Source organism: Streptomyces sp. NBC_00873, from assembly GCF_045207415.1.
GTDB lineage: Bacteria > Actinomycetota > Actinomycetes > Streptomycetales > Streptomycetaceae > Streptomyces.
This window is the reverse complement of record NZ_CP108803.1, coordinates 2,693,431-2,714,297: the sequence shown is the minus strand read 5'-3', so window position 1 is coordinate 2,714,297 and position 20,867 is coordinate 2,693,431. Positions and strand designations below refer to the sequence as shown.

Genomic DNA, 20,867 nt, shown 5'->3' with positions numbered 1-20,867 from the left:
GCCCGTCATTAAGGCGACCAGGAGCGTGCCATCATCGAGCATCGATCGACCAGTGGAGTCCGAGTTGGGAGGGCGCGTGGCGATGGAGGCCGGCCCTCGCGACACAGAACAAGACGCACCGGACACGCAGCACGAGGCGGGACGCCTCAGCCCTGACGGGCCCGACGAGCTCCAGGTGACCCCCGAGGTCGAGGTCGAGCTGCGGCCCGCGCGCCGTCTGAGGATCTGGCAGCTCGCTCCGATCGTCATGCTTGCCGCGGTCGGTTCTCTGATGTTCGCCTTCCCGCTCGCCTTCGAGTTCGGCGACGGGGGCGCGGTCGTCGCCATGCTCGGTCTGCTGATCAGCTGCTGCGCCGCGGGCTGGGGGATGATGGCCGCCCGCCGTGTCGGCCACACCTGGCCGGGCCTACCGGCCCGGGGCTCGGGGGAGCGCCCCGACTGGCGTGTGATCGCCCTGTACGTGGCCGTGTGCGGCGCACTGGTCGCGCTGGCCATCTGGCGCGTGGCGCGACTGCGCTGAGTCCGGGCTCGCGCCCGGCCCGCCCGTCATCTGTCCACAGCCGCCCCGTCCACCGTTCGGCCCGACTTCGTCCGCTTCGGCGCGGCCTCGTACAGTTGCCCTGTGAGCACCTCGCAGATCGCCTTCCTCAAGGGTCATGGCACCGAGAACGACTTCGTGATCGTGCCCGACCCGGACAACGCCGTCGACCTGCCCGCATCCGTCGTCGCCCGGCTCTGCGACCGGCGGGCCGGTATCGGCGGTGACGGGCTGCTGCACGTCGTGCGGTCCGCCGCACACCCCGAGGCGCGGACCATGGCGGCCGATGCTGAGTGGTTCATGGACTACCGCAATGCCGACGGCTCGATCGCTGAGATGTGCGGCAACGGCGTGCGGGTCTTCGCCCGCTATCTGCAGCACGCCGGACTTGTCGAGGAGGGCGACCTCGCGGTCGCGACCCGCGGCGGCGTGAAGAAGGTCCACCTCGCCGAAGGCGGCGACATCACGGTCTCCATGGGGCGCGCCCAGCTCCCCGAGGACGGCGTCACGGTCACTGTGGACGGCCGCAGCTGGGCCGCGCGCAACGTGAACATGGGCAACCCGCACGCGGTGGCCTTCGTCGACGACCTGACACACGCGGGCAAGCTGTTCTCCGTACCGCCGTTCAGCCCTGCCGCCGTCTACCCCGACGGCGTCAACATCGAGTTCGTCGTGGACCGCGGACCGCGCCATGTGGCGATGCGGGTCCACGAGCGCGGTTCCGGCGAGACCCGCTCCTGTGGCACCGGCGCCTGCGCCGTGGCCGTCGCCGCCGCCCGCAGGGACGGCGCGGACCCCGCCGAGACCGGTACCCCGGTCACGTACACAGTCGATCTGCCCGGCGGCACCCTTGCGGTCACCGAGCGGCCGGACGGCGAGATCGAGATGACCGGAGCCGCTGTCATCGTCGCCGAGGGCAAGATCGATCCGGCCTGGCTCGAAACGGTGACCGGCTAGAGCTTCGCTCGAATGGGTGATCCGTTTCACGCTGAGCGAGAGCGGGACTCCGCCACGTGGTGGGGTCGGTAGCATCAAGCACCGGCCCGGAGGCGCGTCCGCACCTCCCCACCGCCGGTCGACGTTTGCCGGAGGTGCCCCCATGAGCGCAGAGGCCACCAACCCAGGTGCTCCCATCCGCAGACGAGGCCGTCCCCGGATCGATCTCCGCAGGCTCGGCCGCGTCGCCGTGCTCGGACCGGTCTCCCGTGACCGGCTGCCCGACGCGATCGGCCACGTCGCCGAGGCCCACCGGGCCCACTACCCGGACGCCGACCTCAGCATCCTCCACAAGGCCTACGTCCTGGCAGAGTCCTCCCACCGGGGGCAGATGCGCAAGAGCGGCGAGCCCTACATCACGCACCCGCTCGCGGTCACGCTGATCCTCGCCGAGCTCGGGGCCGAGACCACGACACTGACCGCTTCGCTGCTCCACGACACGGTCGAGGACACCGAGGTGACCCTCGATCAGGTGCGGGAACAATTCGGCGACGAGGTCTGCTACCTCGTCGACGGCGTCACCAAACTGGAGAAGGTCGACTACGGGGCGGCGGCCGAACCCGAGACGTTCCGCAAGATGCTGGTCGCCACCGGGGACGACGTCCGGGTCATGTCGATCAAGCTCGCCGACCGGCTGCACAACATGCGCACCCTCGGCGTGATGCGCCCGGAGAAACAGGCGAGGATCGCCAGGGTCACCCGCGACGTGCTGATCCCGCTCGCCGAACGGCTCGGGGTGCAGGCACTCAAGACCGAGCTGGAGGATCTTGTCTTCGCGATTCTCCATCCCGAGGAGTACGCGCACACCCGGGCACTGATCGCCGCGGCCTCGGCACCGGAATCCGGCTCCCCGGGCGCCACCGACGACCCCCTCTCCGCCATCGCCGAGAACGTCAGAACCGTGATGCGGGACGCCGACATCCCCGCAGAAGTCCTCATCAGGCCCCGCCATTACGTCTCCGTGCACCGCGTCAGGAACAAACGCGGAGAGCTGCGCGGCACCGACTTCGGGCGGCTGCTCGTGCTCGTCGGCGAGGACGCCGACTGCTATGCCGTCCTCGGCGAGCTCCACACCTGCTTCACCCCCGTAATCTCCGAGTTCAAGGATTTCATCGCGGCTCCCAAGTTCAACCTGTACCAGTCGCTGCACACCGCTGTCGTGGGCGCGGAGGGCGCGGTCGCGGAAGTCCTCATCCGCACTCATCGGATGCACAAGGTCGCCGAGGCGGGCGTGATCGCCCTCGGCAACCCCTACACCGCGGACGGCACCTCCGCGCTGCCGCAGGCCGAACCCGCGGACGGCGAGCGCGCCGACCCGACCCGGCCCGGCTGGCTCTCCCGGCTCCTCGCCTGGCAGCAGTCCGCCACCGACCCGGACACCTTCTGGACCACCCTCCGCGCCGACCTCGCCGAGGACCGGGAGATCGCGGTCTTCCGCACCGATGGCGGCACGCTCGGACTCCCCGCCGGCGCCAGTTGCGTCGACGCCGCCTACGCGCAGTACGGCGACGAGGCCCACAGCTGTATCGGGGCCCGGGTCAACGGCCGGCTCGCCACGCTCTCCACCGTGCTCAGCGACGGGGACACCGTGCAGCTGCTGCTCGCCGAGGACACCGCCTCCGGCCCCTCACCGGACTGGCTCGACCACGCCCGTACGCCCGCCGCGCGCATCGCCATCACCGGGTGGCTCGACGCCCACCCGGAGGGTGCCCAGGGGACGTACGGCAGCCAGCCCGCGGGCCGCAGGCCCGAGCGGCAGCCGGCGGACCTGTCGGACGCCGGAGTCAACCGGGCCGCACGCCGCGCCGCGACCGTCGTCGTCGTGGGCATGCCGGACGCCACCGTACGGCTCGCAGGCTGCTGCACCCCCGTACCGCCCGATGACGTCACCGGATTCACCGTGCGCGGCGGCGTCGTCACCGTGCACCGGCGAGAGTGTCCCGGGGTGGCCCGGATGCAGGCAGGGGGCCGGACGCCCGTCACGGTGGACTGGGGCGACGCGGCGGAATGCCGGGTCACCCTGGTCGCCGAGTCCTTCGGCCGGCCAGGGCTGCTCGCCGATCTCACCGAGGCCATCGCGTCGGCGGATGCGGCGATCATTTCCGCCACCGTGGAACCGCCCAGCGAACAACGTGTTCGGCACACCTACACCCTGCAGCTCCCGGACGCCGCCGGACTGCCCGCACTGATGCGCGCGATGCGGGACGTACCGGGGGTGTACGACGTGAACCGTGCCCAGCACCCGGCCGCCGCCGTCTGAACCAGTCCTCCGCGGCGCCCAGCTGCCCCGGCGACCTCGTTCGAGTGGCGTGGCGCGTGCCGCGCCCGTACCGGTGCGGGTCGCTGATAGCCGTAGTCCATGCCGTTCATCCCCCGCTGCCTGCGGGCCGCCCTGCTGGCCACCGCATCGGCCACCCTCGTTGCCGCCACCCTGTCCTCACCCGTGCCGCTCGGCATCGGAGATTCACTCTTCCCCACCCTCGGCAACCCGGGGTACGACGTCCTCTCGTACGACATCGGATTCACCTACCACGGCAGCAACAGCAAACCCCTGGACACCGTCACCACAATCGACGCGCGGACCACCGAGCCACTGGACCGGATCAACCTCGACTTCGCCCGCGGCACCGTCCGTTCCGTCGCGGTCAACGGCCTGCGCGCCGACTTCGCCGTCACGGGCGAGGACCTTGTCGTCGAACCCCTCGGCACGCTGCCCGCCGGAGTGCCGCTCCGGATCACCGTCCGGCACACCAGCGACCCCAGCGGCGACCAGGACAGCGGCGGCTGGCTGCGCACCTCCGACGGCCTGGCCATGGCCAACCAGGCCGACGCCGCGCACCGGGTCTTCCCCAGCAATGACCACCCCGCCGACAAGGCCTACTTCACCTTCCGGGTGACCGCCCCCAAGGACCTGACGGTGGTGGCCAACGGCCTGCCCGCCGGCACGGTCCGGCACGGCGCCTCGACCACCTGGACGTACCGGACCGAGCACCCCATGGCCACCGAACTGGCCCAGGTCTCCATCGGGCACTCGACCGTCCGGAAGCGGACCGGGCCGCACGGACTGCCGGTCCGTGATGTGGTGCCGGCCGCGGACGCCGCCCGCCTGGAGCCCTGGCTCAAGAAGACGCCCGGACAGCTGGAATGGATGGAGCGCCAGGTCGGCCGGTACCCCTTCGAGACGTACGGACTGCTGGTCGCCGATACGGAGACCGGTTTCGAGCTGGAGACCCAGACACTCACACTCTTCGAACGGACCCTGTTCACCAACAAGGCATATCCCCAGTGGTACGTCGACTCGATCATGGTTCATGAGCTGGCCCACCACTGGTTCGGTGACAGCGTCTCCCCGCAGGCCTGGTCCGATCTCTGGCTCAGCGAAGGACATGCCAGCTGGTACGAGGCCCGCTACGCGGAGGAACACGCCAACAAGTCGCTGGACAACCGGATGCGCGACGCCTACAACCGGTCCGACAGCTGGCGCGCAGTCGGAGGCCCGCCCGCCCGTCCCGCCGCGCCCTCGCCGGGACAGAAGATCAGCCTCTTCCGGCCCGTGGTGTACGACGGCAGCGCGCTGGTCCTCTACGCGCTGCGACAGGAGATCGGCAAGAGTGCCTTCGACCGGCTGGAACGGCGCTGGGTGACGGCGCACCGGGACTCCACCGCGACCACGGCGGACTTCGTCCGGCTGGTGTCAGAGATTGCGGGACGCGACCTGACCGCATTCTTCGACGGCTGGCTGTACAGCGAGAGGACCCCGCCGATGCCCGGGCACCCGGACTGGCACAGCACGCAGCCCGCCGGACACCGGTAAACCCGGGTGACGGGGCCGTCCGGGCCGTGCCACTATCGACGGGTCGCCGCGGCAGCCGGACCGGAGATTCTCCCGAGCGGGAATCTTCCGGACAGGTCACGCGTTGTGACTGACGTAACGGACTTCTATCGACGTAAGGATCCAATGACCTCCTCTTCTTCCCTTCCCCAGGACGCGCAGAATGCGCAGAGTGCCACGGAGAACGTCACCGAGAGCCTCACCGAAAGCCTTCGGGCCAACGCCCTGATGGAAGAGGACGTCGCCTGGAGCCACGAGATCGACGAAGAGCGGGACGGCGAGCAGTTCGACCGCTCCGAGCGCGCGGCACTGCGGCGTGTGGCGGGCCTCTCCACAGAGCTTGAGGACGTCACCGAGGTCGAGTACCGACAGCTGCGCCTGGAGCGTGTGGTGCTGGTCGGCGTCTGGACCTCGGGGACCGTGCAGGACGCCGAGAACTCCCTCGCGGAGCTGGCGGCTCTCGCCGAGACGGCGGGTGCTCAGGTCTTGGACGCGGTCTTCCAGCGGCGCGACAAGCCCGACCCGGCCACCTACATCGGCTCGGGCAAGGCGCTGGAGCTGCGTGACATCGTCCTCGAATCAGGAGCCGACACCGTCGTCTGCGACGGTGAGCTCAGCCCCGGCCAGCTGATCCATCTGGAGGACGTCGTCAAGGTCAAGGTGGTCGACAGGACCGCCCTGATCCTCGACATCTTCGCCCAGCACGCCAAGTCCCGAGAGGGCAAGGCGCAGGTCTCGCTGGCACAGATGCAGTACATGCTGCCGCGCCTGCGCGGTTGGGGACAGTCGCTCTCCCGTCAGATGGGCGGCGGCGGTTCCAGCGGCGGTGGCGGCATGGCCACCCGTGGTCCCGGTGAGACCAAGATCGAAACGGACCGGCGCCGGATCCGCGAGAAGATGGCGAAGATGCGCCGGGAGATCGCGGAGATGAAGACCGGCCGCGAGATCAAGCGGCAGGAGCGCAAGCGCAACAAGGTGCCCTCGGTCGCCATCGCCGGTTACACCAACGCAGGCAAGTCGTCGCTGCTCAACCGGCTGACCGGGGCGGGCGTCCTGGTGGAGAACGCACTCTTCGCCACGCTCGACCCGACCGTGCGCCGGGCCGAGACGCCGAGCGGCCGGATCTACACGCTGGCCGACACCGTCGGGTTCGTTCGGCATCTGCCGCACCACCTCGTCGAGGCGTTCCGCTCCACCATGGAGGAGGTCGGCGAGTCCGACCTGATCCTGCACGTGGTGGACGGCTCGCATCCGGTTCCCGAGGAGCAGCTCGCCGCGGTGCGCGAAGTGATCCGCGAAGTGGGTGCGCTGGACGTGCCCGAGGTCGTGGTGATCAACAAGGCGGATGCGACCGACCCGCTGGTCCTCCAGCGTCTGCTGCGGAACGAGAAGTACGCCATTGCCGTCTCGGCGCGGACCGGGGCCGGAATCGACGAGCTGCTCGCGCTCATCGATGCCGAACTGCCCCGGCCGTCGGTCGAGATCGAGGCACTCGTCCCGTACACGCACGGCGGACTCATCTCCCGGGCGCACGCCGACGGCGACGTGATCTCCGAGGAACACACCTCGGAGGGCACTCTCCTCAAGGCGCGGGTGCACGAGGAACTGGCCGCGGAACTTGCGCCGTTCGTGCCTGTGGCGCACTGACGGCACGACACAGTACGGACCGAAGGCCCGCCCCCTCGTCGCTTCCGTTCTAGTGGTCGTCGCACCACCCCAGTTCAGGGGATGCGATGGACTTCAAAATCCGGGAGCCGCGGACCGTAGCTCAGGGACGTAAGAAGCTGCTGCGTGAGCGGGAAGCATACTTCCAGCTCACGCAGCAGGGCCTGAGCAACAACGAGGCATGCCGGGTCGGCGGCATCAATCCGAAGACCGGGCGCCGATGGCGTAACGGTCGCAGTGCCGACCGCAAGCAGAAGGCGGCACCACCGGTTCGACCGGCGGTGCCGCCTTCTGGCGCGTTCCGGTACCTGTACGAGGGCGACCGGATCTACATCGCCGACCGTTTGCGGGATAAGGCCACGGTCCGGGCGATCGCCGCTGAACTGGGGCCGCAGCCCGTCCACCATCAGCAGGGAGATACGCCGGAACCGGGCCGTGGGGACCCGCGGGCAGTGGAACCACCGCCCGCACGCCGCCCAGGCCCGCGCCGATGCACGCCGCCCCCGTCCCAAGCCCGGGAAGATCGGCCAGAACACGAGCTGCGTGCCTTCATCCAGGACCGCCTGGACCTACGGTGGAGCCCGGAGCAGATCTGCCAGGCCCTGCGCGCCCGCTTTCCCGACCGGCCGGAGATGCACGTGGCCCATGAGACCGTCTACCAGGCCCTCTACATTCAGGGCCGGGGCGAACTACGCCGCGAACTCGCCAAGGCACTACGTACCGGACGGGCCCGGCGCAAGCCCCGACGGCAGGCCCAGCAGCGCCAGCCCCGCTTCCGCGACCCCATGGTGATGATCAGCGAACGGCCCGCGGAGGCCGAGGACCGGGCCGTGCCCGGCCACTGGGAAGGCGACCTGATCATCGGCAAGGACGGCGCCTCCGCCATCGGCACGCTCGTCGAACGCTCCACCCGCTACGTGATGCTCCTGCATCTGCCCGATGGCCGGGGCACCGAGTTGGTCCGCGACGCCCTGGTGGAGACGGTCCAGACGCTGCCGGCCCATCTGAAGCGGTCCCTGACCTGGGACCAGGGCAGCGAAATGGGACGCCACCGCGAGTTCACCGTCGCGACCGACATCCCGGTCTACTTCTGCGACCCGGCCAGCCCCTGGCAGCGCGGTTCGAACGAAAACACCAACGGCCTGCTGCGGCAGTACTTCCCCAAGAGCACCGACCTGTCCGTCCACACCCGCGAGCACCTGGCCGCCGTCGCCACCGAACTCAACGGCCGCCCACGCAAAACGCTCGGCTGGGAAACCCCAGCCGAGCGCCTGCATAAACTGCTCGCGGCCTGATCAACACGACCAGGTGTTGCGACGACCCCTAGAAAGCGCCTCGTGAGAGAGCGGACCTTCGGGCGTGAGCCGGACCGTGACTACTGGCCGACGAACTTGTCGCTCATCATGGTGAAGATTTCCTGCGCGCCCTGGCCCAGGTGGGGGCCTGCGAGCCAGCCCGAAGTCGCCGGGCCGATGGAGGTGTTGGAGACGAGCGCCAACTTGCCGTCGGAGCCCTCACTGAACCAGCCGCCACCGGAGGAACCGCCGGTCATGGTGCAGCCGATGCGGTACATCGTCGGGGTGCTGGGGCTGATGGAGAGCCGGCCGGGACGGTCGATGCACTTGTGCATGATCAGACCGTCGTACGGGGCGGCGGCGGGGTAGCCCCAGGCGCCCATGGCTCTGATCTGCGAGAGCTTGGGGGCGTCGAAGTTGACCGGCAGGGCGTTGCCCACGGTCTCCTCAAGCGACTTGGTGCCGTTCTCCGGCTTCACGTGCAGCACGGAGTAGTCGTACGGAGCGCCCTCGCCACCGGTGGGGCCGCCATTGGCGATCCACTCACCGGAGGTCGTGACCCAGTCGGCCCAGAACGCGCCGTACGGGGCGATCTCCTCGGGCCGGGCGTTCTCCAGCGCGGCGGCGGACTTGCCCTTGTCGTTGTAGGCGGGCACGAAGACGATGTTGCGGTACCAGCCGCCCTTCGAGCCGGCGTGGACACAGTGCCCGGCCGTCCACACCAGGTTGGACCTGCCCGGGTTCTTCGGGTCCTTGACGACCGTGCCCGAGCAGACCATGGACCCCTCGGGGGAGTCGAAGAACACCTTGCCGACCGGGGCGGCGTGCTCGTGGTACGGCAGGTCCTCGGGCTCTGCCTTGACCGGCGCGGGCTCCGGGTCCGTGGCGCCCTGGTCGCCGGAGAAGTCACTGGCCGCCATCGTCTTCGCCGGGTCCTTGGCGGACTTCATCCGCTCGGGCTTCCACAGCCCGTCGATCACCGGGTTGACGAAGTCCTTGGCCTCACGCAGCCACTTGTCCCTGTCCCAGTTCTTCCACTCGCCGTTCTTCCACTTCTCCGGGTCGACGCCGTGCTTCTTGAGCGTTTCGGCCAGATCGGCGGATATGCCGCCGCCGACGTCGTTGCCACCGGCGGCCTCGGCGGCGGGCTTGTCGGCCGCCTTGTCCTGGCTCGGACCACATGCTGTGGCCGTCAGCACGAGAGCGGCGACGAGGCCGGTCGCGACGAGCAGTGGTCGTATGGATCGCATGGAAAATTTCCCGCTGAAACACTCAGAAAATGCTGAACTTGTCATGCGCGCATCAATGCCTACATCGAGATGCAGGCCCACCCCCTGACGGTCCGACGCATGCTTTCCGCCACCGAGGCGCCGACGCATGAGGGGGCGCCTGACGGACTGCTGTCGCGCCGAGGGCCCCCTGAGCAACCGTCACCGGCAAGGCTGCCGGTATTAGTTCGTGTGCGTTACTGCGCCGCGTACTTCTTGCTGACCGCGTCGTAGACGCCCTTGGCCTCCTTGCCGAGGCGCGGCCCTGCCAGCCAGCCGGCCGTCACCGGGCCGATGGACGTGTTCGATACCAGTGCGGGCTTGCCGTCCTGGCCCGCCGCGACCCAGCCACCGCCGGAGGAGCCGCCGGTCATGGAGCACCCGATGCGGTACATCGTCGGGTCTGCCTCAGTGAGCGAGAGGCGGCCCGGCTTGTCCTTGCACTGCAGCATCTTCTGACCGTCATACGGCGGAGCGGCCGGGAAGCCGGTTGCCGTCATGCTGTCGATCTTCGGCACGGCCGGGGCGTTGAACTCGACAGGCAGCGCCGAACCGACCGTCTCCTCAAGGGACTTACCGGTCGAGCCCTTCTCCGGGGCCACATGCAGGACCGCGAAGTCGTACGGGGCTCCCTGGCCACCGGTGGGGCCGCCGTCGGCGATCCACTGGTCGGACGTCTGCGCCCACTGCCCCCACCACACGCCATATGGAGCGATCTTCTCCTTGGGCGCGTTCTTCAGCTCGGCAAGCGACAGGCCGCTGTTGTTGTACGACGGCACGAAGGCGATGTTGCGGTACCAGCCGCCCTTCTTGCCCGCGTGCACACAGTGCCCGGCGGTCCACACCAGGTTGGACCTTCCGGGATTGGCCGGGTCCTTCACCACGGTTGCGGAGCAGACCATGGAACCCTCGGGGCCGTCGAAAAAGAGCTTCCCCGACTCTGCGGCATTGCCGTGGTATGGCGACTGCACATTCGTGGCCTGGACCGGCGCGGGCGTCGGGTCCGTCACACCCTTGTCACCCGAGATGTCGTCGTCGACCGGCTGCTCGGGCGCCTTGTCGGCATCCCGCATACGGTCCGGGTCCCAGAGGCCCTCGATGATCGGGTTGACGAAGTCCTTGGCCTCACGCAGCCACTTGTCCCTGTCCCAGTTCTTCCACTCGCCGTTCTTCCACTTGTCGAGGTCGACTCCGTGTTCCTTGAGCCGGTCCCGCAGATCATCCGGAATGGTGATCTTGTCGTCCGAGGTCTGCTCGGCGGAGTTGCTCGGCTCGGTGTTCGCACCGTCCTCGCTCGGCCCGCAGGCGGTGGCCGTGAGCGCGAGAACGGCGGTGACCGCGGCCACAGCGAGCACGGACGAGGGTGTGCGACGTGCGCTCCTCCCCGGACGTGCCGTGAGAACTGGTCGTATCGGTTGCATGCGGTGATCCCCCTGGGACTTCGTAACTCAACACTTCTGCAGTGCATTTGGGCACTGTTCCGAACGCACCGCGGGCTCCGGTGATGGTGCCCGGAGTGTCGGCACGGCCCCCACTATGCCGGTGCCGGTGGTGACGGTACGCAGCAGGTCCACGGTTCCGTCTCCGCAAGGATCTTCCGATTTACCCGTGATCCCCTGCGCCCGGCGTCGTTGGTACGTACGAGGGACTTACGGGCAGCGTTCATCGCCGCCGTCCGTCCTTGCGGAAACGTACTGACGTGCAACGCAACTGTTACAGCGGGAGGACCAGAAGCCGTGGCCGTGACCGAACCAGCTCCGGTGGCACCACCCGCGGTGCACGAGGGAATCCTGCGCCGCCAGTCGCTGCGCGAATCGGCCGCTCGCACCTATGCGAGGTCACTGCCGATCGTGCCTGTGCGGGCCCGCGGGCTGACCATCGAAGGTTCGGACGGACGGCGGTATCTCGACTGTCTCTCCGGAGCCGGCACGCTGGCGCTCGGGCACAACCATCCGGTGGTTCTGGAAGCGATCAAGAAGGTCATCGACTCGGGTGCGCCCCTCCACGTCCTCGACCTCGCGACGCCGGTCAAGGACGCGTTCACCACGGAACTGTTCGCCACACTGCCACGGCAGTTCGCCGACAACGCCCGTATCCAGTTCTGCGGACCGGCCGGCACGGACGCCGTCGAGGCAGCTTTTAAACTGGTCCGTGCCGCGACCGGGCGCAGCGGACTCCTGGCCTTCACCGGCGCCTACCACGGGATGACGGCGGGATCCCTTGCGGCCTCGGGCGGAGCCGAGGACGTCCGCGTGACCCGACTTCCCTTCCCGCTGCAGTACCGGTGCCCGTTCGGCATCGGTGGCGAACGCGGTGCCGACATCGCCGCCCGGTGGACCGAGAGCTTGCTGGACGATCCCAAGGGCGGAGCGCCCGCGCCGGCCGGAATGATCCTCGAACCGGTGCAGGGGGAGGGCGGCGTGAACCCCGCCCCCGACGGCTGGATGCGCCGAATGCGTGAGATCACCGCGTCCCGTTCCATCCCCCTGATCGCCGACGAGGTCCAGACCGGCGTCGGCCGGACCGGCGCTTTCTGGGCAGTCGAGCACAGCGGGATCACCCCTGATGTGATGGTGCTCTCGAAGGCCATCGGTGGGTCCCTCCCGCTTGCAGTGATCATTTACCGCTCCGAACTGGACACCTGGCAACCGGGCGCCCACGCCGGTACATTCCGCGGCAACCAACTCGCGATGGCCGCCGGCACTGCGACCCTCGCCTACGTGCGCGAGAACCGGCTCGCCGAGCACGCCGCGTCGCTCGGCGCCCGTATGCTCGCCCGCCTCCGCACGCTGGCCACCGACCACCCGTGCATCGGAGACGTCCGCGGACGGGGGCTGATGATCGGGGTCGAACTCGTCGACCCCGAGTCCGCCCCGCTCACCGGCGGTACCGAAGGCGCCACCGAGGCACCGCCCGATCCGGTCCTCGCCGCCGCTGTTCAGCAGGAATGCCTCCGACGCGGCCTCATCGTCGAACTCGGCGGACGCCACTCCACCGTCGTACGCCTGCTCCCTCCGCTCACACTCACCGACGAACAGGCAACGGCGGTCGTCGACCGCCTCGCCGACGCCCTGGCAGCCGCTGAACGCTCGCCGCATCGCCGAATCACGACCGGGTCGACCCACTGACCCCGGACACCCTCACAAGGAAGACCGCCGTGAACCCCACCCCCGCGCCCGCGCCCGAGGCCGACGGCGCTCCCGTCGGTCAGCAACGAGGCCAGTCCGTGCTCGTCGGCCGAGTGGCAGTCGAGCAGACGACGGTGCCGCGCCAGATGGCAGCCCTACATGGCGAGCGGTGCACTCCGCAGGCACCCCCGGCCGACGCAGGAACGGCCGATCCTCTCGACCACCCGGACCCGCTCCGGGCCGCAGACGCATCAGGCGTCGAGAACCTGCTGCGCTGTTGGGTCCGCGAGAACGATCTGCCCCGACCCGACGGGAACGCTCTCCGTATCCCGCTTCCCGCCAGCGGCACCGCCCTGCTCGTCCCCGTCCTCTATTGGTCCGCCACGGGATGGCACCGCTTCGGCCCGCCCAACCTGGAACACGCACCCGACGAGGCGCCGACCACCGATGCCGTCACCGTCGCCGCCCTCCTGGGTCGAGAGGCAGACCGCAACGAAGGTGCCGACATGGTGGCCAGGGTCGCCGACTCCGTACGCCGTACAGCCGGTTTCATCGCCGAGCGACGCCGCGCACCTGAACCTCCCGCCGACGCGGACCTCTTCCTCACCGCCGAGCAGTCGCTTTTGCTGGGGCACCCCCTGCACCCCAGCCCCAAGAGCCGCGAAGGCATCTCCGAGACCGAATCCCGTCTCTACTCACCCGAGTTGCATGGCTCCTTCCCGCTGCACTGGATGGCTGTGGACCGCTCCCTGCTGGCCACCGAGTCCTCCTGGACGGACGGAGGCCGCCCCGTCCCCGCCGAAGACCTCGTCGCCTCCCACGCCGACGGACTGCACCTCCCCGCCAACGCGGCACCGATTCCGTTCCACCCCTGGCAGGCCCGGGAACTGGGCAGCCGTCCGGACGTCGCGGCCCTGCTCGAAGCCGGTCTTCTCCATGACCTGGGACCGCACGGCGAGCCCTGGCACCCCACATCCTCCGTCCGTACCGTCCATCAGTCCGGCGCCGACGTCATGCTCAAGCTCTCCCTCGGCGTACGCATCACCAACTCCCGTCGTGAGAATCTTCGCAAGGAACTCCACCGGGGCGTGGAGGTCCATCGGCTGCTCCGCAGTGGACTCGCTGCGCAGTGGCACGCCGTCCACCCCGGCTTCGACATCGTTCGCGACCCGGCCTGGCTCGCCGTCGACGCACCGGGTGGCGAACCCGTCCCCGGCCTCGACGTCATGCTGCGCCACAACCCCTTCGGCCCGTACGACGATGCGGTGTGCATCGCCGGGCTGACTTCCCCGCGCCCCTGGTCCGACCGGCCAGGCATGCAATCGCGCCTCGCCGACATCGTCTTCCGCCTCGCTGCCACCACCGGCAGAACCAAGGGAGCGGTCGCCGCCGAGTGGTTCCTGCGCTACCTCGACCGGGTCGTGCGCCCCGTGTTGTGGCTCGATGCCACAGCAGGCGTTGCCCTCGAAGCCCACCAGCAGAACACGCTGGTGCTGCTCGACACCGCCGGCTGGCCCATCGGGGGTCGATATCGGGACAATCAGGGCTACTATTTCCGCGAATCGCATCGCCAGGCACTTGAGCAGAGGCTCCCCGGCATCGGAATCCTCAGCGACACCTTCGTCTCCGACGCGGTCACCGACGAGCGCTTCGCCTACTACTTGGGCATCAACAACATCTTCGGTCTGATCGGGGCCTTCGGCGCCGAGCATCTCGCCGATGAACGAGTGCTCATCGCCGGCCTCCGCCGGTTCCTCGGTGGTGTCATCGACCTCGGCTCCCCGCTTCCCGCGCAATTGCTGCAGAACCCGCACCTGCGGTGCAAGGCCAACATGCTGACCCGGCTCCACGGTCTCGACGAACTCGTCGGCCCCGTCGACACTCAGTCCGTCTATGTCACCATCGCCAACCCCCTGTATGCCTGAAGGAACATGACCATCGCCTGAACCACTGAACCACTGGACCGCTGAGAGGAGAGCGTCACCGTGCCTCCCGACGATGCGCACGCCGATGCAGGAACCGGCCCCGCCCCGCAGGCTGGTTCAGGCATCGAGGACACCCTGGACCTGAAGCTCTCCGACGAGTTCCTCGCGCTGTTCGGGGAAGACACACCGGCATCAACACCGGCCACCGCCCCGTCCGGCACCTCCAGCCTGCTCGACAACCCGGCCGAATGGCGACCGATCACCACGACCGCCGGTGTCTTCCAACTCGTCCCCGTGCGACTGGACCGCGACCTGACCGTGATCAGTCGTTGGATGAACGACCCCGCAGTCGCCACCTTCTGGGAACTCGCAGGGGACGAAGCCGTCACCGCCACCCATCTACGCCCGCAGCTCGACGGTGACGGACGCAGCGTCCCCTGCCTGGGCGTGCTCTCCGGCATTCCCATGAGCTACTGGGAGATCTACCGTGCGGACCTCGACCCACTGGCGCGCCACTATCCCGCCCGACCACATGACACAGGAATCCACCTCCTCATCGGCGGTGTGAACAACCGCGGGCGCGGCGTCGGCACCACCCTGCTCCGGGCCGTCTCCGACCTCGTACTCGACAACCGTCCTCTCTGCGCACGCGTCGTGGCGGAACCCGACTTGCGCAACACCCCCTCCGTCTCCGCCTTCCTGAGCGCCGGCTTCCGGTTCTCCGCGGAAGTCGAACTCCCCGACAAGCGAGCCGCCCTGATGGTCCGCGACCGAGCCCACCGTGCCCAGCTGTGAACGACCTGTTGCATTAGTTACACCGCTCGAAGCCCATCGGTTCCGTCCCGAGGAGTCCGCGTGCCGAACAATCCTGCGAGCCATGAATCAGCGGAGTCTCCCGCGCTGCTCAGCACTCCAGAACTGAACCGGACGGTCTGGGAACGGGCTGCCGCCCGCCTGCTCGCGAAAATGCTCGGAGAGTTCGCCTACGAGGAAGTCATCGAGCCGGTCCCCAGGGCCGCCGGGAGCGACACCTACACCCTTGCGCTGGACGACGGCGAAACCCTGAACTTCCGCGCCGGACGGGGCGTCTACGGCGGCTGGCACGTCGCCACCGACTCGATGCGGGTCAGCGACCGGAACGCGCCCGCGGGTACCGGTCAGGACGAGAGCACCGGGACCATCCCGTTCCGCGATCCGCTGCAGTTCCTTGCCCGCGCCCACCGCCTCCTCGAACTCGACGGCGCCACTCTCGGCCACTTGATCCGCGAGATCACCACCACACTCGCCGCCGACGCCCGGCTGGACCACACCGCGTTCACCGCCGCCCGGCTGGCCGAACTCGACTACGCCGAGCTCGAGGGACACCAGACCGGCCATCCGTGGCTCGTCGCCAACAAGGGGCGCCTCGGATTCTCCGCCGCCGACGCCTCCCGTTTCACGCCCGAGGCCCGCAGACCGGTCAGGCTGCCGTGGATCGCCGTGAGCACCCGGATCGCCGGCTACCGAGGTGTGACCCGCCTCGCCACTCCCAAGCAGTTGTACGCGCAGGAACTCGACGCCTCGGTCCGCGCATCATTCACCGCCGAGCTCCGCGCCCGCGGCCTCGACCCGGACTCCTACCTCTTTCTTCCCGTGCACCCCTGGCAGTGGGACGAATGGATCGTTCCGCTGTTCGCCCCGGCCATTGCCGACGGTGACATCGTTCCGCTGCACACCGACGAAGACCTACGGTTGCCGCAGCAGTCCATCCGTACCTTCGCCAACCTCGGACACCCCGACCGGCACACCGTCAAACTGCCGCTGTCGATCCTCAACACGCTGGTCTGGCGGGGTCTCCCGACCGAGCGCACCCTCGCGGCACCCGCCGTCACCACCTGGGTCCAGGGCTTGCGCGACCGCGACCCCTTTCTGCGTGACACCTGCGGGGTCATCCTGCTCGGAGAGGTGGCCTCCGTAACAGTCGAGCATCCGCTCTACGATCATCTCCCCGAGACCCCGTACCAGTTCAAGGAAATCCTCGGCGCGATCTGGCGAGAACCGCTCCACCCCCGGCTCGCGCCCGGCGAGCGCGCCCGCACCCTTGCGTCGCTGCTCCACACGGATCCGCACGGCCGCGCCTTCACGGCCGAGCTCGTCGCCCGCTCGGGTCTGACCCCCTCCGCCTGGCTGACCCGGCTCTTCGCCGCACTGCTCCCGCCGCTGCTGCACTTCCTCTACCAGTACGGCACGGTCTTCTCCCCACACGGCGAGAACGCCATCGTGGTCTTCGACGGCCAGGATGTGCCCGTACGGCTGGCGATCAAGGACTTCGTCGACGATGTGAACATCAGCGCCCGGCCGCTGCCGGAGCACGCGACCATGCCGGACGACGTACGCAGCATCCTTCTCACCGAGGAGCCCGGCTTCCTCACCCAGTTCATCCACTCAGGGCTCTTCGTCGGTGTCTTCCGATTCCTGTCCAGGCTGTGCGAGGAGCAGCTGGCTGTCCCGGAGGACGAATTCTGGTCACTCGTCCGAGCCGAGATCCTGCGTCACCACGCCCGCTTTCCCGAGCTCAAGGACCGCTTCGAGATGTTCGACATGCTGACGCCGCGCATCGAACGCCTCTGCCTCAACCGCAACCGCCTGTATCGCGACGGCTACCGCGACCGGCCCGAGCGCCCCCACGCCGCCGTCCACGGCACGGTTCCCAACCCACTCCACCCCTCCGCACGAGTCCTGGAGTGATCCCCGTTGATGCTCCTATTGGCTGTCAAGCGGCGGTTAGCCAGTCGCGGTAGGCATTGGCGAGGGTGTCGTCACGGCGGGTGCCGCGTTCGATGCAGGAGATGACTGCGGGCCAGACGTTGAAGTGGTGGGCGGCGGCGGTGAGGGTGATGTTCTTGGCCTGGCGCGCGGGTCGCAGGTCGGCGATGGCGGGGACGGCCACCGCTGTGGTGAGGCAGCGGAAGACTTCCCGGGCGATCGCGCGTTTGAGGAGTCGGATGATCTCTTTCTTGGTCCGTCCGGCTTCGGTCTGCCTGGCCACGTAGTCGCGGGTGCGGCCATCGCTGGCCATCCGTACGAGGGCTATCCGGTAGAGAGCGGCGTTGGCGGCGCGGTCGCCGCCCCGGGAGAGACGGTGGCGGTTGGTTTTGCCGCTGGAGGCGGGTACGGGGGCGGCGCCGCACAGGGCTGCGAAGGATGCCTCGGTGTACAGGCGTTCAGGGTTTCCGCCGGCTGTGACAAGGAGCTGGGCGGCGGTGTCGGGGCCGACGCCGTAGGCGGCGCGCAGGCCCGGATTCTGCTCGGTGACGGCGGCGTCCAGTGCCGCGGTGAGTGCGTCGTGCTCGGTGGTGAGGGCTTGGACGCGCTGGGCGAGGCTCTTCAGTGCGGTCAGGACGGCGACATGCAGCTGGTCGCCGGTGGGACGCAGGCGGGCGAGGGCGTTGATCTGCGTCTTGCCGTGCAGGGCACGGTACTTGGCGCGGATGCCGTCCGGGGCGGTGATGAGGATGTGGCCGATCTGGTTCAGGGTGGCGGTGCGGGCCTTGATCGCGGACCGGGCTGCGTTGTGGAGGGCGCGTATGCCGCTGACGGTGTCATCCTTCGGCGCGGCTGCCGCCCGTCCGGACAGGGCGGCGCGGGCGGCCGCGTAGGCGTCGATCGGATCGGACTTGCCGATCCGGCGGCGTTCGGCCTTGTCGGGCCGGTTGACCTCCACCACTGCCAGGCCCGCGTGGCGGGCGGCACGGGTGAATCCGAGGCCGTAGGAGGAGGTTCCCTCCACTCCGACGGCGGTCACGGTGCCGTGTGCGTTGAGGAACGCGATCGCCGCGGCGAAGCCGGCGGTCGTGGTCGGGAACTCGGCGTCGGTGACGTGGCCACCGTGGTCGGTGCCGACCGCCACGTGGATCGTGTCCTTGTGGGAGTCGACTCCTCCGTACACGGTCTCGTGCGCTGTGTCCGTCATGCCCGCTGCTGTCATGCTGGAGGTGCCTTCCTAGCCGGAGGTGGCGCCCGGCCGGGTGGGGCAGACAGGACATTGAGGGGGCTTCTGACCAAGCTCCTATCAGGTCATGTTCCACCTGGCCGGAGCCATGAAGAACGGGTCCCGGCAGCCGGACAGAACAACCGGAGGACAGCCCAGCAGGGCGTCAGTCAGTGGTGGAGCCACGACCACCGGAACCCACTTACGAGTATCAATGTCAGTGGTGCACCGTAGGCTGGTCACGCTATGACGAAGCCATCCCTCCCCGAGCTCCTGCACGCCGCCGTGACCGCCGTCGGCGGTACGGAACGGCCTGGTCAGGCCTCCATGGCCGAGGCCGTTGCCGAGGCCGTCGACGACAATTCCCATCTGCTGGTCCAGGCCGGTACCGGCACGGGCAAGTCTCTCGGTTACCTGGTGCCCGCGCTGGCGCACGGGGAGCGCGTCGTGGTTGCCACGGCCACCCTGGCCCTGCAGCGCCAGCTCGTGGAGCGCGACCTTCCGCGTACGGTCGACGCCCTGCATCCCCTGCTGCGCCGTAGACCCCAGTTCGCGATGCTCAAGGGGCGCTCGAACTATCTCTGTCTGCACCGGCTGCACGAAGGTGTCCCGCAGGAAGAGGAAGAGGGACTCTTCGACCAGTTCGAGGCCGCGGCGCCGTCGAGCAAGCTCGGCCAGGATCTGCTGCGGCTGCGGGACTGGTCGGACGAGACCGAGACCGGAGACCGCGACGACCTCACCCCCGGCGTGTCCGACCGGGCCTGGGCGCAGGTCTCCGTCTCCTCCCGGGAGTGCCTGGGTGCCAGCAAGTGCGCGTACGGCGCGGAGTGCTTCGCGGAGATGGCCCGCGAGCGCGCCAAGCTCGCCGATGTCGTCGTCACCAACCACGCGCTCCTCGCCATCGACGCGATCGAGGGGGCCCCGGTGCTCCCGCAGCATGAAGTGCTGATCGTCGACGAGGCCCATGAGCTGGTTTCCAGGGTCACCGGAGTGGCCACCGGAGAACTCACCCCCGGGCAGGTGAACCGGGCCGTGCGCCGCGCGGCGAAGCTGGTCAACGAGAAGGCCGCCGATGCCCTGCAGACCGCGGCGGAGGGCTTCGAGCGGGTGATGGAGCTGGCGCTCCCCGGCCGTCTGGAAGAGGTCCCGGAGGACCTCGGCTACGCGCTGATGGCGCTCCGCGACGCTGCTCGCACCGTGATCACGGCCTTGGGGTCCACCCGGGACAAGTCCGTCCAGGACGAGGATGCCGTTCGCAAGCAGGCGATGGCCTCCGTGGAGACGATCCACGGCGTCGCCGAGCGCATCACCCAGGGGTCCGAGTACGACGTCGTCTGGTACGAGCGCCATGACCGCTTCGGCGCGTCTGTGCGCGTCGCCCCGCTCTCCGTCTCCGGCCTCCTGCGCGAGAAGCTCTTCGCGGACCGTTCCGTCGTCCTCACCTCCGCCACGCTCAAGCTCGGCGGAGACTTCAACGGTGTGGGCGCGTCCCTGGGCCTGGCCCCCGAGGGCACCGCGGGCGACGACATCCCGCAGTGGAAGGGGCTCGACGTCGGCTCGCCCTTCGACTACCCGAAGCAGGGCATCCTGTACGTCGCCAAGCACCTGGCCACGCCCGGCCGCGAGGGTTCGCGCACCGACATGCTGGACGAGCTTGCCGAACTGGTGGAGGCCGCCGGCGGGCGCACGCTCGGGCTTTTCTCCTCCATGAGGGCCGCCCAGGCCGCCGCGGAGGAACTGCGTGGCCGGCTCGACAATCCGATCCTGCTGCAGGGCGAGGAGACGCTGGGTGAGCTGATCAAGAACTTCGCGGCCGACCCCGAGACCTGCCTCTTCGGCACCCTCTCGCTCTGGCAGGGCGTCGATGTCCCGGGAGCGAGCTGCCAGTTGGTGATCATGGACCGGATCCCGTTCCCGCGTCCCGATGACCCGCTGATGAGCGCGCGCCAGAAGGCCGTCGAGGAGGCGGGGGGCAACGGGTTCATGGCTGTCGCGGCGACCCATGCCGCACTGCTGATGGCCCAGGGAGCCGGTCGTCTGGTCAGAGCCACGGGCGACAAGGGTGTGGTCGCAGTGCTCGACCCGAGGCTGGCCAATGCCCGGTACGGCAGCTATCTCCGGGCCTCGCTTCCCGACTTCTGGTACACGACGGACCGCAACCAGACCCGCCGCTCACTCGCGGCGATCGACGCTGCCGCCAAGGCCGACGGGCGGTGATCCGGAAGCCCGCCCGGGCTCCTGTTCATCCTT

At 69.1% G+C, this 20,867-nt stretch carries 13 protein-coding genes and 1 pseudogene; 11 read left to right on the top strand and 3 right to left on the bottom strand.

What is annotated here, in order from left to right; translation table 11 throughout:
- The first annotated feature begins 82 nt into the window (after window positions 1-82).
- The 6 genes and pseudogenes from OH809_RS12145 to OH809_RS12120 all read left to right on the top strand — a co-directional run bounded on the left by OH809_RS12145 (window position 83) and on the right by OH809_RS12120 (window position 8,326).
- Complete coding sequence (locus tag OH809_RS12145; protein ID WP_406425235.1) at window positions 83-520, top strand: hypothetical protein; 438 nt, start codon at window positions 83-85, stop codon at window positions 518-520.
- A gap of 102 nt (window positions 521-622) precedes the next feature.
- Window positions 623-1,495: a diaminopimelate epimerase gene (gene dapF, locus OH809_RS12140; protein WP_406422375.1), complete on the top strand. Its 873-nt coding sequence runs from the start codon at window positions 623-625 to the stop codon at window positions 1,493-1,495.
- 142 nt (window positions 1,496-1,637) lie between these two features.
- Window positions 1,638-3,794, top strand: a complete 2,157-nt coding sequence (locus OH809_RS12135) for a RelA/SpoT family protein (RefSeq protein WP_406422376.1) — start codon at window positions 1,638-1,640, stop codon at window positions 3,792-3,794.
- A 99-nt stretch (window positions 3,795-3,893) separates the two neighbouring features.
- The gene (locus OH809_RS12130) at window positions 3,894-5,348 is read left to right on the top strand and encodes a M1 family metallopeptidase (protein WP_406422377.1); all 1,455 of its coding nucleotides are present in this window, start codon (window positions 3,894-3,896) and stop codon (window positions 5,346-5,348) included.
- A gap of 144 nt (window positions 5,349-5,492) precedes the next feature.
- Window positions 5,493-7,013: a GTPase HflX gene (gene hflX / locus OH809_RS12125; RefSeq protein WP_406422378.1), complete on the top strand. Its 1,521-nt coding sequence runs from the start codon at window positions 5,493-5,495 to the stop codon at window positions 7,011-7,013.
- Window positions 7,014-7,099: 86 nt separating this feature from the next.
- A pseudogene (locus tag OH809_RS12120) lies at window positions 7,100-8,326 on the top strand (IS30 family transposase).
- Window positions 8,327-8,406: 80 nt separating this feature from the next.
- Here the strand turns inward: OH809_RS12120 and OH809_RS12115 are convergent.
- Window positions 8,407-9,576, bottom strand: a complete 1,170-nt coding sequence (locus OH809_RS12115) for a trypsin-like serine peptidase (protein ID WP_406422379.1) — start codon at window positions 9,574-9,576, stop codon at window positions 8,407-8,409.
- A 215-nt stretch (window positions 9,577-9,791) separates the two neighbouring features.
- The gene (locus OH809_RS12110; RefSeq protein ID WP_406422380.1) at window positions 9,792-11,015 is read right to left on the bottom strand and encodes a trypsin-like serine peptidase; all 1,224 of its coding nucleotides are present in this window, start codon (window positions 11,013-11,015) and stop codon (window positions 9,792-9,794) included.
- A 315-nt stretch (window positions 11,016-11,330) separates the two neighbouring features.
- On the opposite strand from OH809_RS12110, the gene OH809_RS12105 reads away from it, so the two are divergent.
- Genes OH809_RS12105 through OH809_RS12090 form a run of 4 tightly spaced genes read left to right on the top strand, consistent with a single transcriptional unit; the run spans window position 11,331 to window position 17,374 of the window.
- Entirely contained in the window at window positions 11,331-12,722 is a 1,392-nt protein-coding gene (locus tag OH809_RS12105) for a diaminobutyrate--2-oxoglutarate transaminase family protein (protein ID WP_406422381.1), read from the top strand.
- Window positions 12,723-12,751: 29 nt separating this feature from the next.
- Complete coding sequence (locus tag OH809_RS12100) at window positions 12,752-14,647, top strand: IucA/IucC family protein (RefSeq protein ID WP_406422382.1); 1,896 nt, start codon at window positions 12,752-12,754, stop codon at window positions 14,645-14,647.
- A 60-nt stretch (window positions 14,648-14,707) separates the two neighbouring features.
- Entirely contained in the window at window positions 14,708-15,442 is a 735-nt protein-coding gene (locus OH809_RS12095) for a GNAT family N-acetyltransferase (protein ID WP_406422383.1), read from the top strand.
- 60 nt (window positions 15,443-15,502) lie between these two features.
- Window positions 15,503-17,374: an IucA/IucC family protein gene (locus OH809_RS12090; RefSeq protein WP_406422384.1), complete on the top strand. Its 1,872-nt coding sequence runs from the start codon at window positions 15,503-15,505 to the stop codon at window positions 17,372-17,374.
- 25 nt (window positions 17,375-17,399) lie between these two features.
- On the opposite strand, the gene OH809_RS12085 is transcribed toward OH809_RS12090, so the two are convergent.
- Window positions 17,400-18,599 (bottom strand): IS110 family transposase, encoded by a 1,200-nt coding sequence (locus OH809_RS12085; RefSeq protein ID WP_406422385.1) that lies wholly within the window; start codon window positions 18,597-18,599, stop codon window positions 17,400-17,402.
- A gap of 264 nt (window positions 18,600-18,863) precedes the next feature.
- Between OH809_RS12085 and OH809_RS12080 the strand changes: the two genes are divergently transcribed.
- A complete protein-coding gene (locus OH809_RS12080; RefSeq protein ID WP_406422386.1) occupies window positions 18,864-20,834 on the top strand; it encodes an ATP-dependent DNA helicase in 1,971 nt (656 codons plus the stop codon).
- The last annotated feature ends 33 nt before the right edge of the window (window positions 20,835-20,867 follow it).

Excerpts from the sequence above, each read along its gene's own strand:
- OH809_RS12145 (WP_406425235.1), top strand. The coding sequence starts at position 83 with ATGGAGGCCGGCCCTCGCGACACAGAACAAGACGCACCGGACACGCAG.
- OH809_RS12135 (WP_406422376.1), top strand. The coding sequence starts at position 1,638 with ATGAGCGCAGAGGCCACCAACCCAGGTGCTCCCATCCGCAGACGAGGC.
- OH809_RS12130 (WP_406422377.1), top strand. The coding sequence starts at position 3,894 with ATGCCGTTCATCCCCCGCTGCCTGCGGGCCGCCCTGCTGGCCACCGCA.
- hflX (WP_406422378.1), top strand. The coding sequence starts at position 5,493 with ATGACCTCCTCTTCTTCCCTTCCCCAGGACGCGCAGAATGCGCAGAGT.
- OH809_RS12115 (WP_406422379.1), bottom strand. The coding sequence starts at position 9,576 with ATGCGATCCATACGACCACTGCTCGTCGCGACCGGCCTCGTCGCCGCT.
- OH809_RS12110 (WP_406422380.1), bottom strand. The coding sequence starts at position 11,015 with ATGCAACCGATACGACCAGTTCTCACGGCACGTCCGGGGAGGAGCGCA.
- OH809_RS12085 (WP_406422385.1), bottom strand. The coding sequence starts at position 18,599 with ATGACGGACACAGCGCACGAGACCGTGTACGGAGGAGTCGACTCCCAC.
- OH809_RS12080 (WP_406422386.1), top strand. The coding sequence starts at position 18,864 with ATGACGAAGCCATCCCTCCCCGAGCTCCTGCACGCCGCCGTGACCGCC.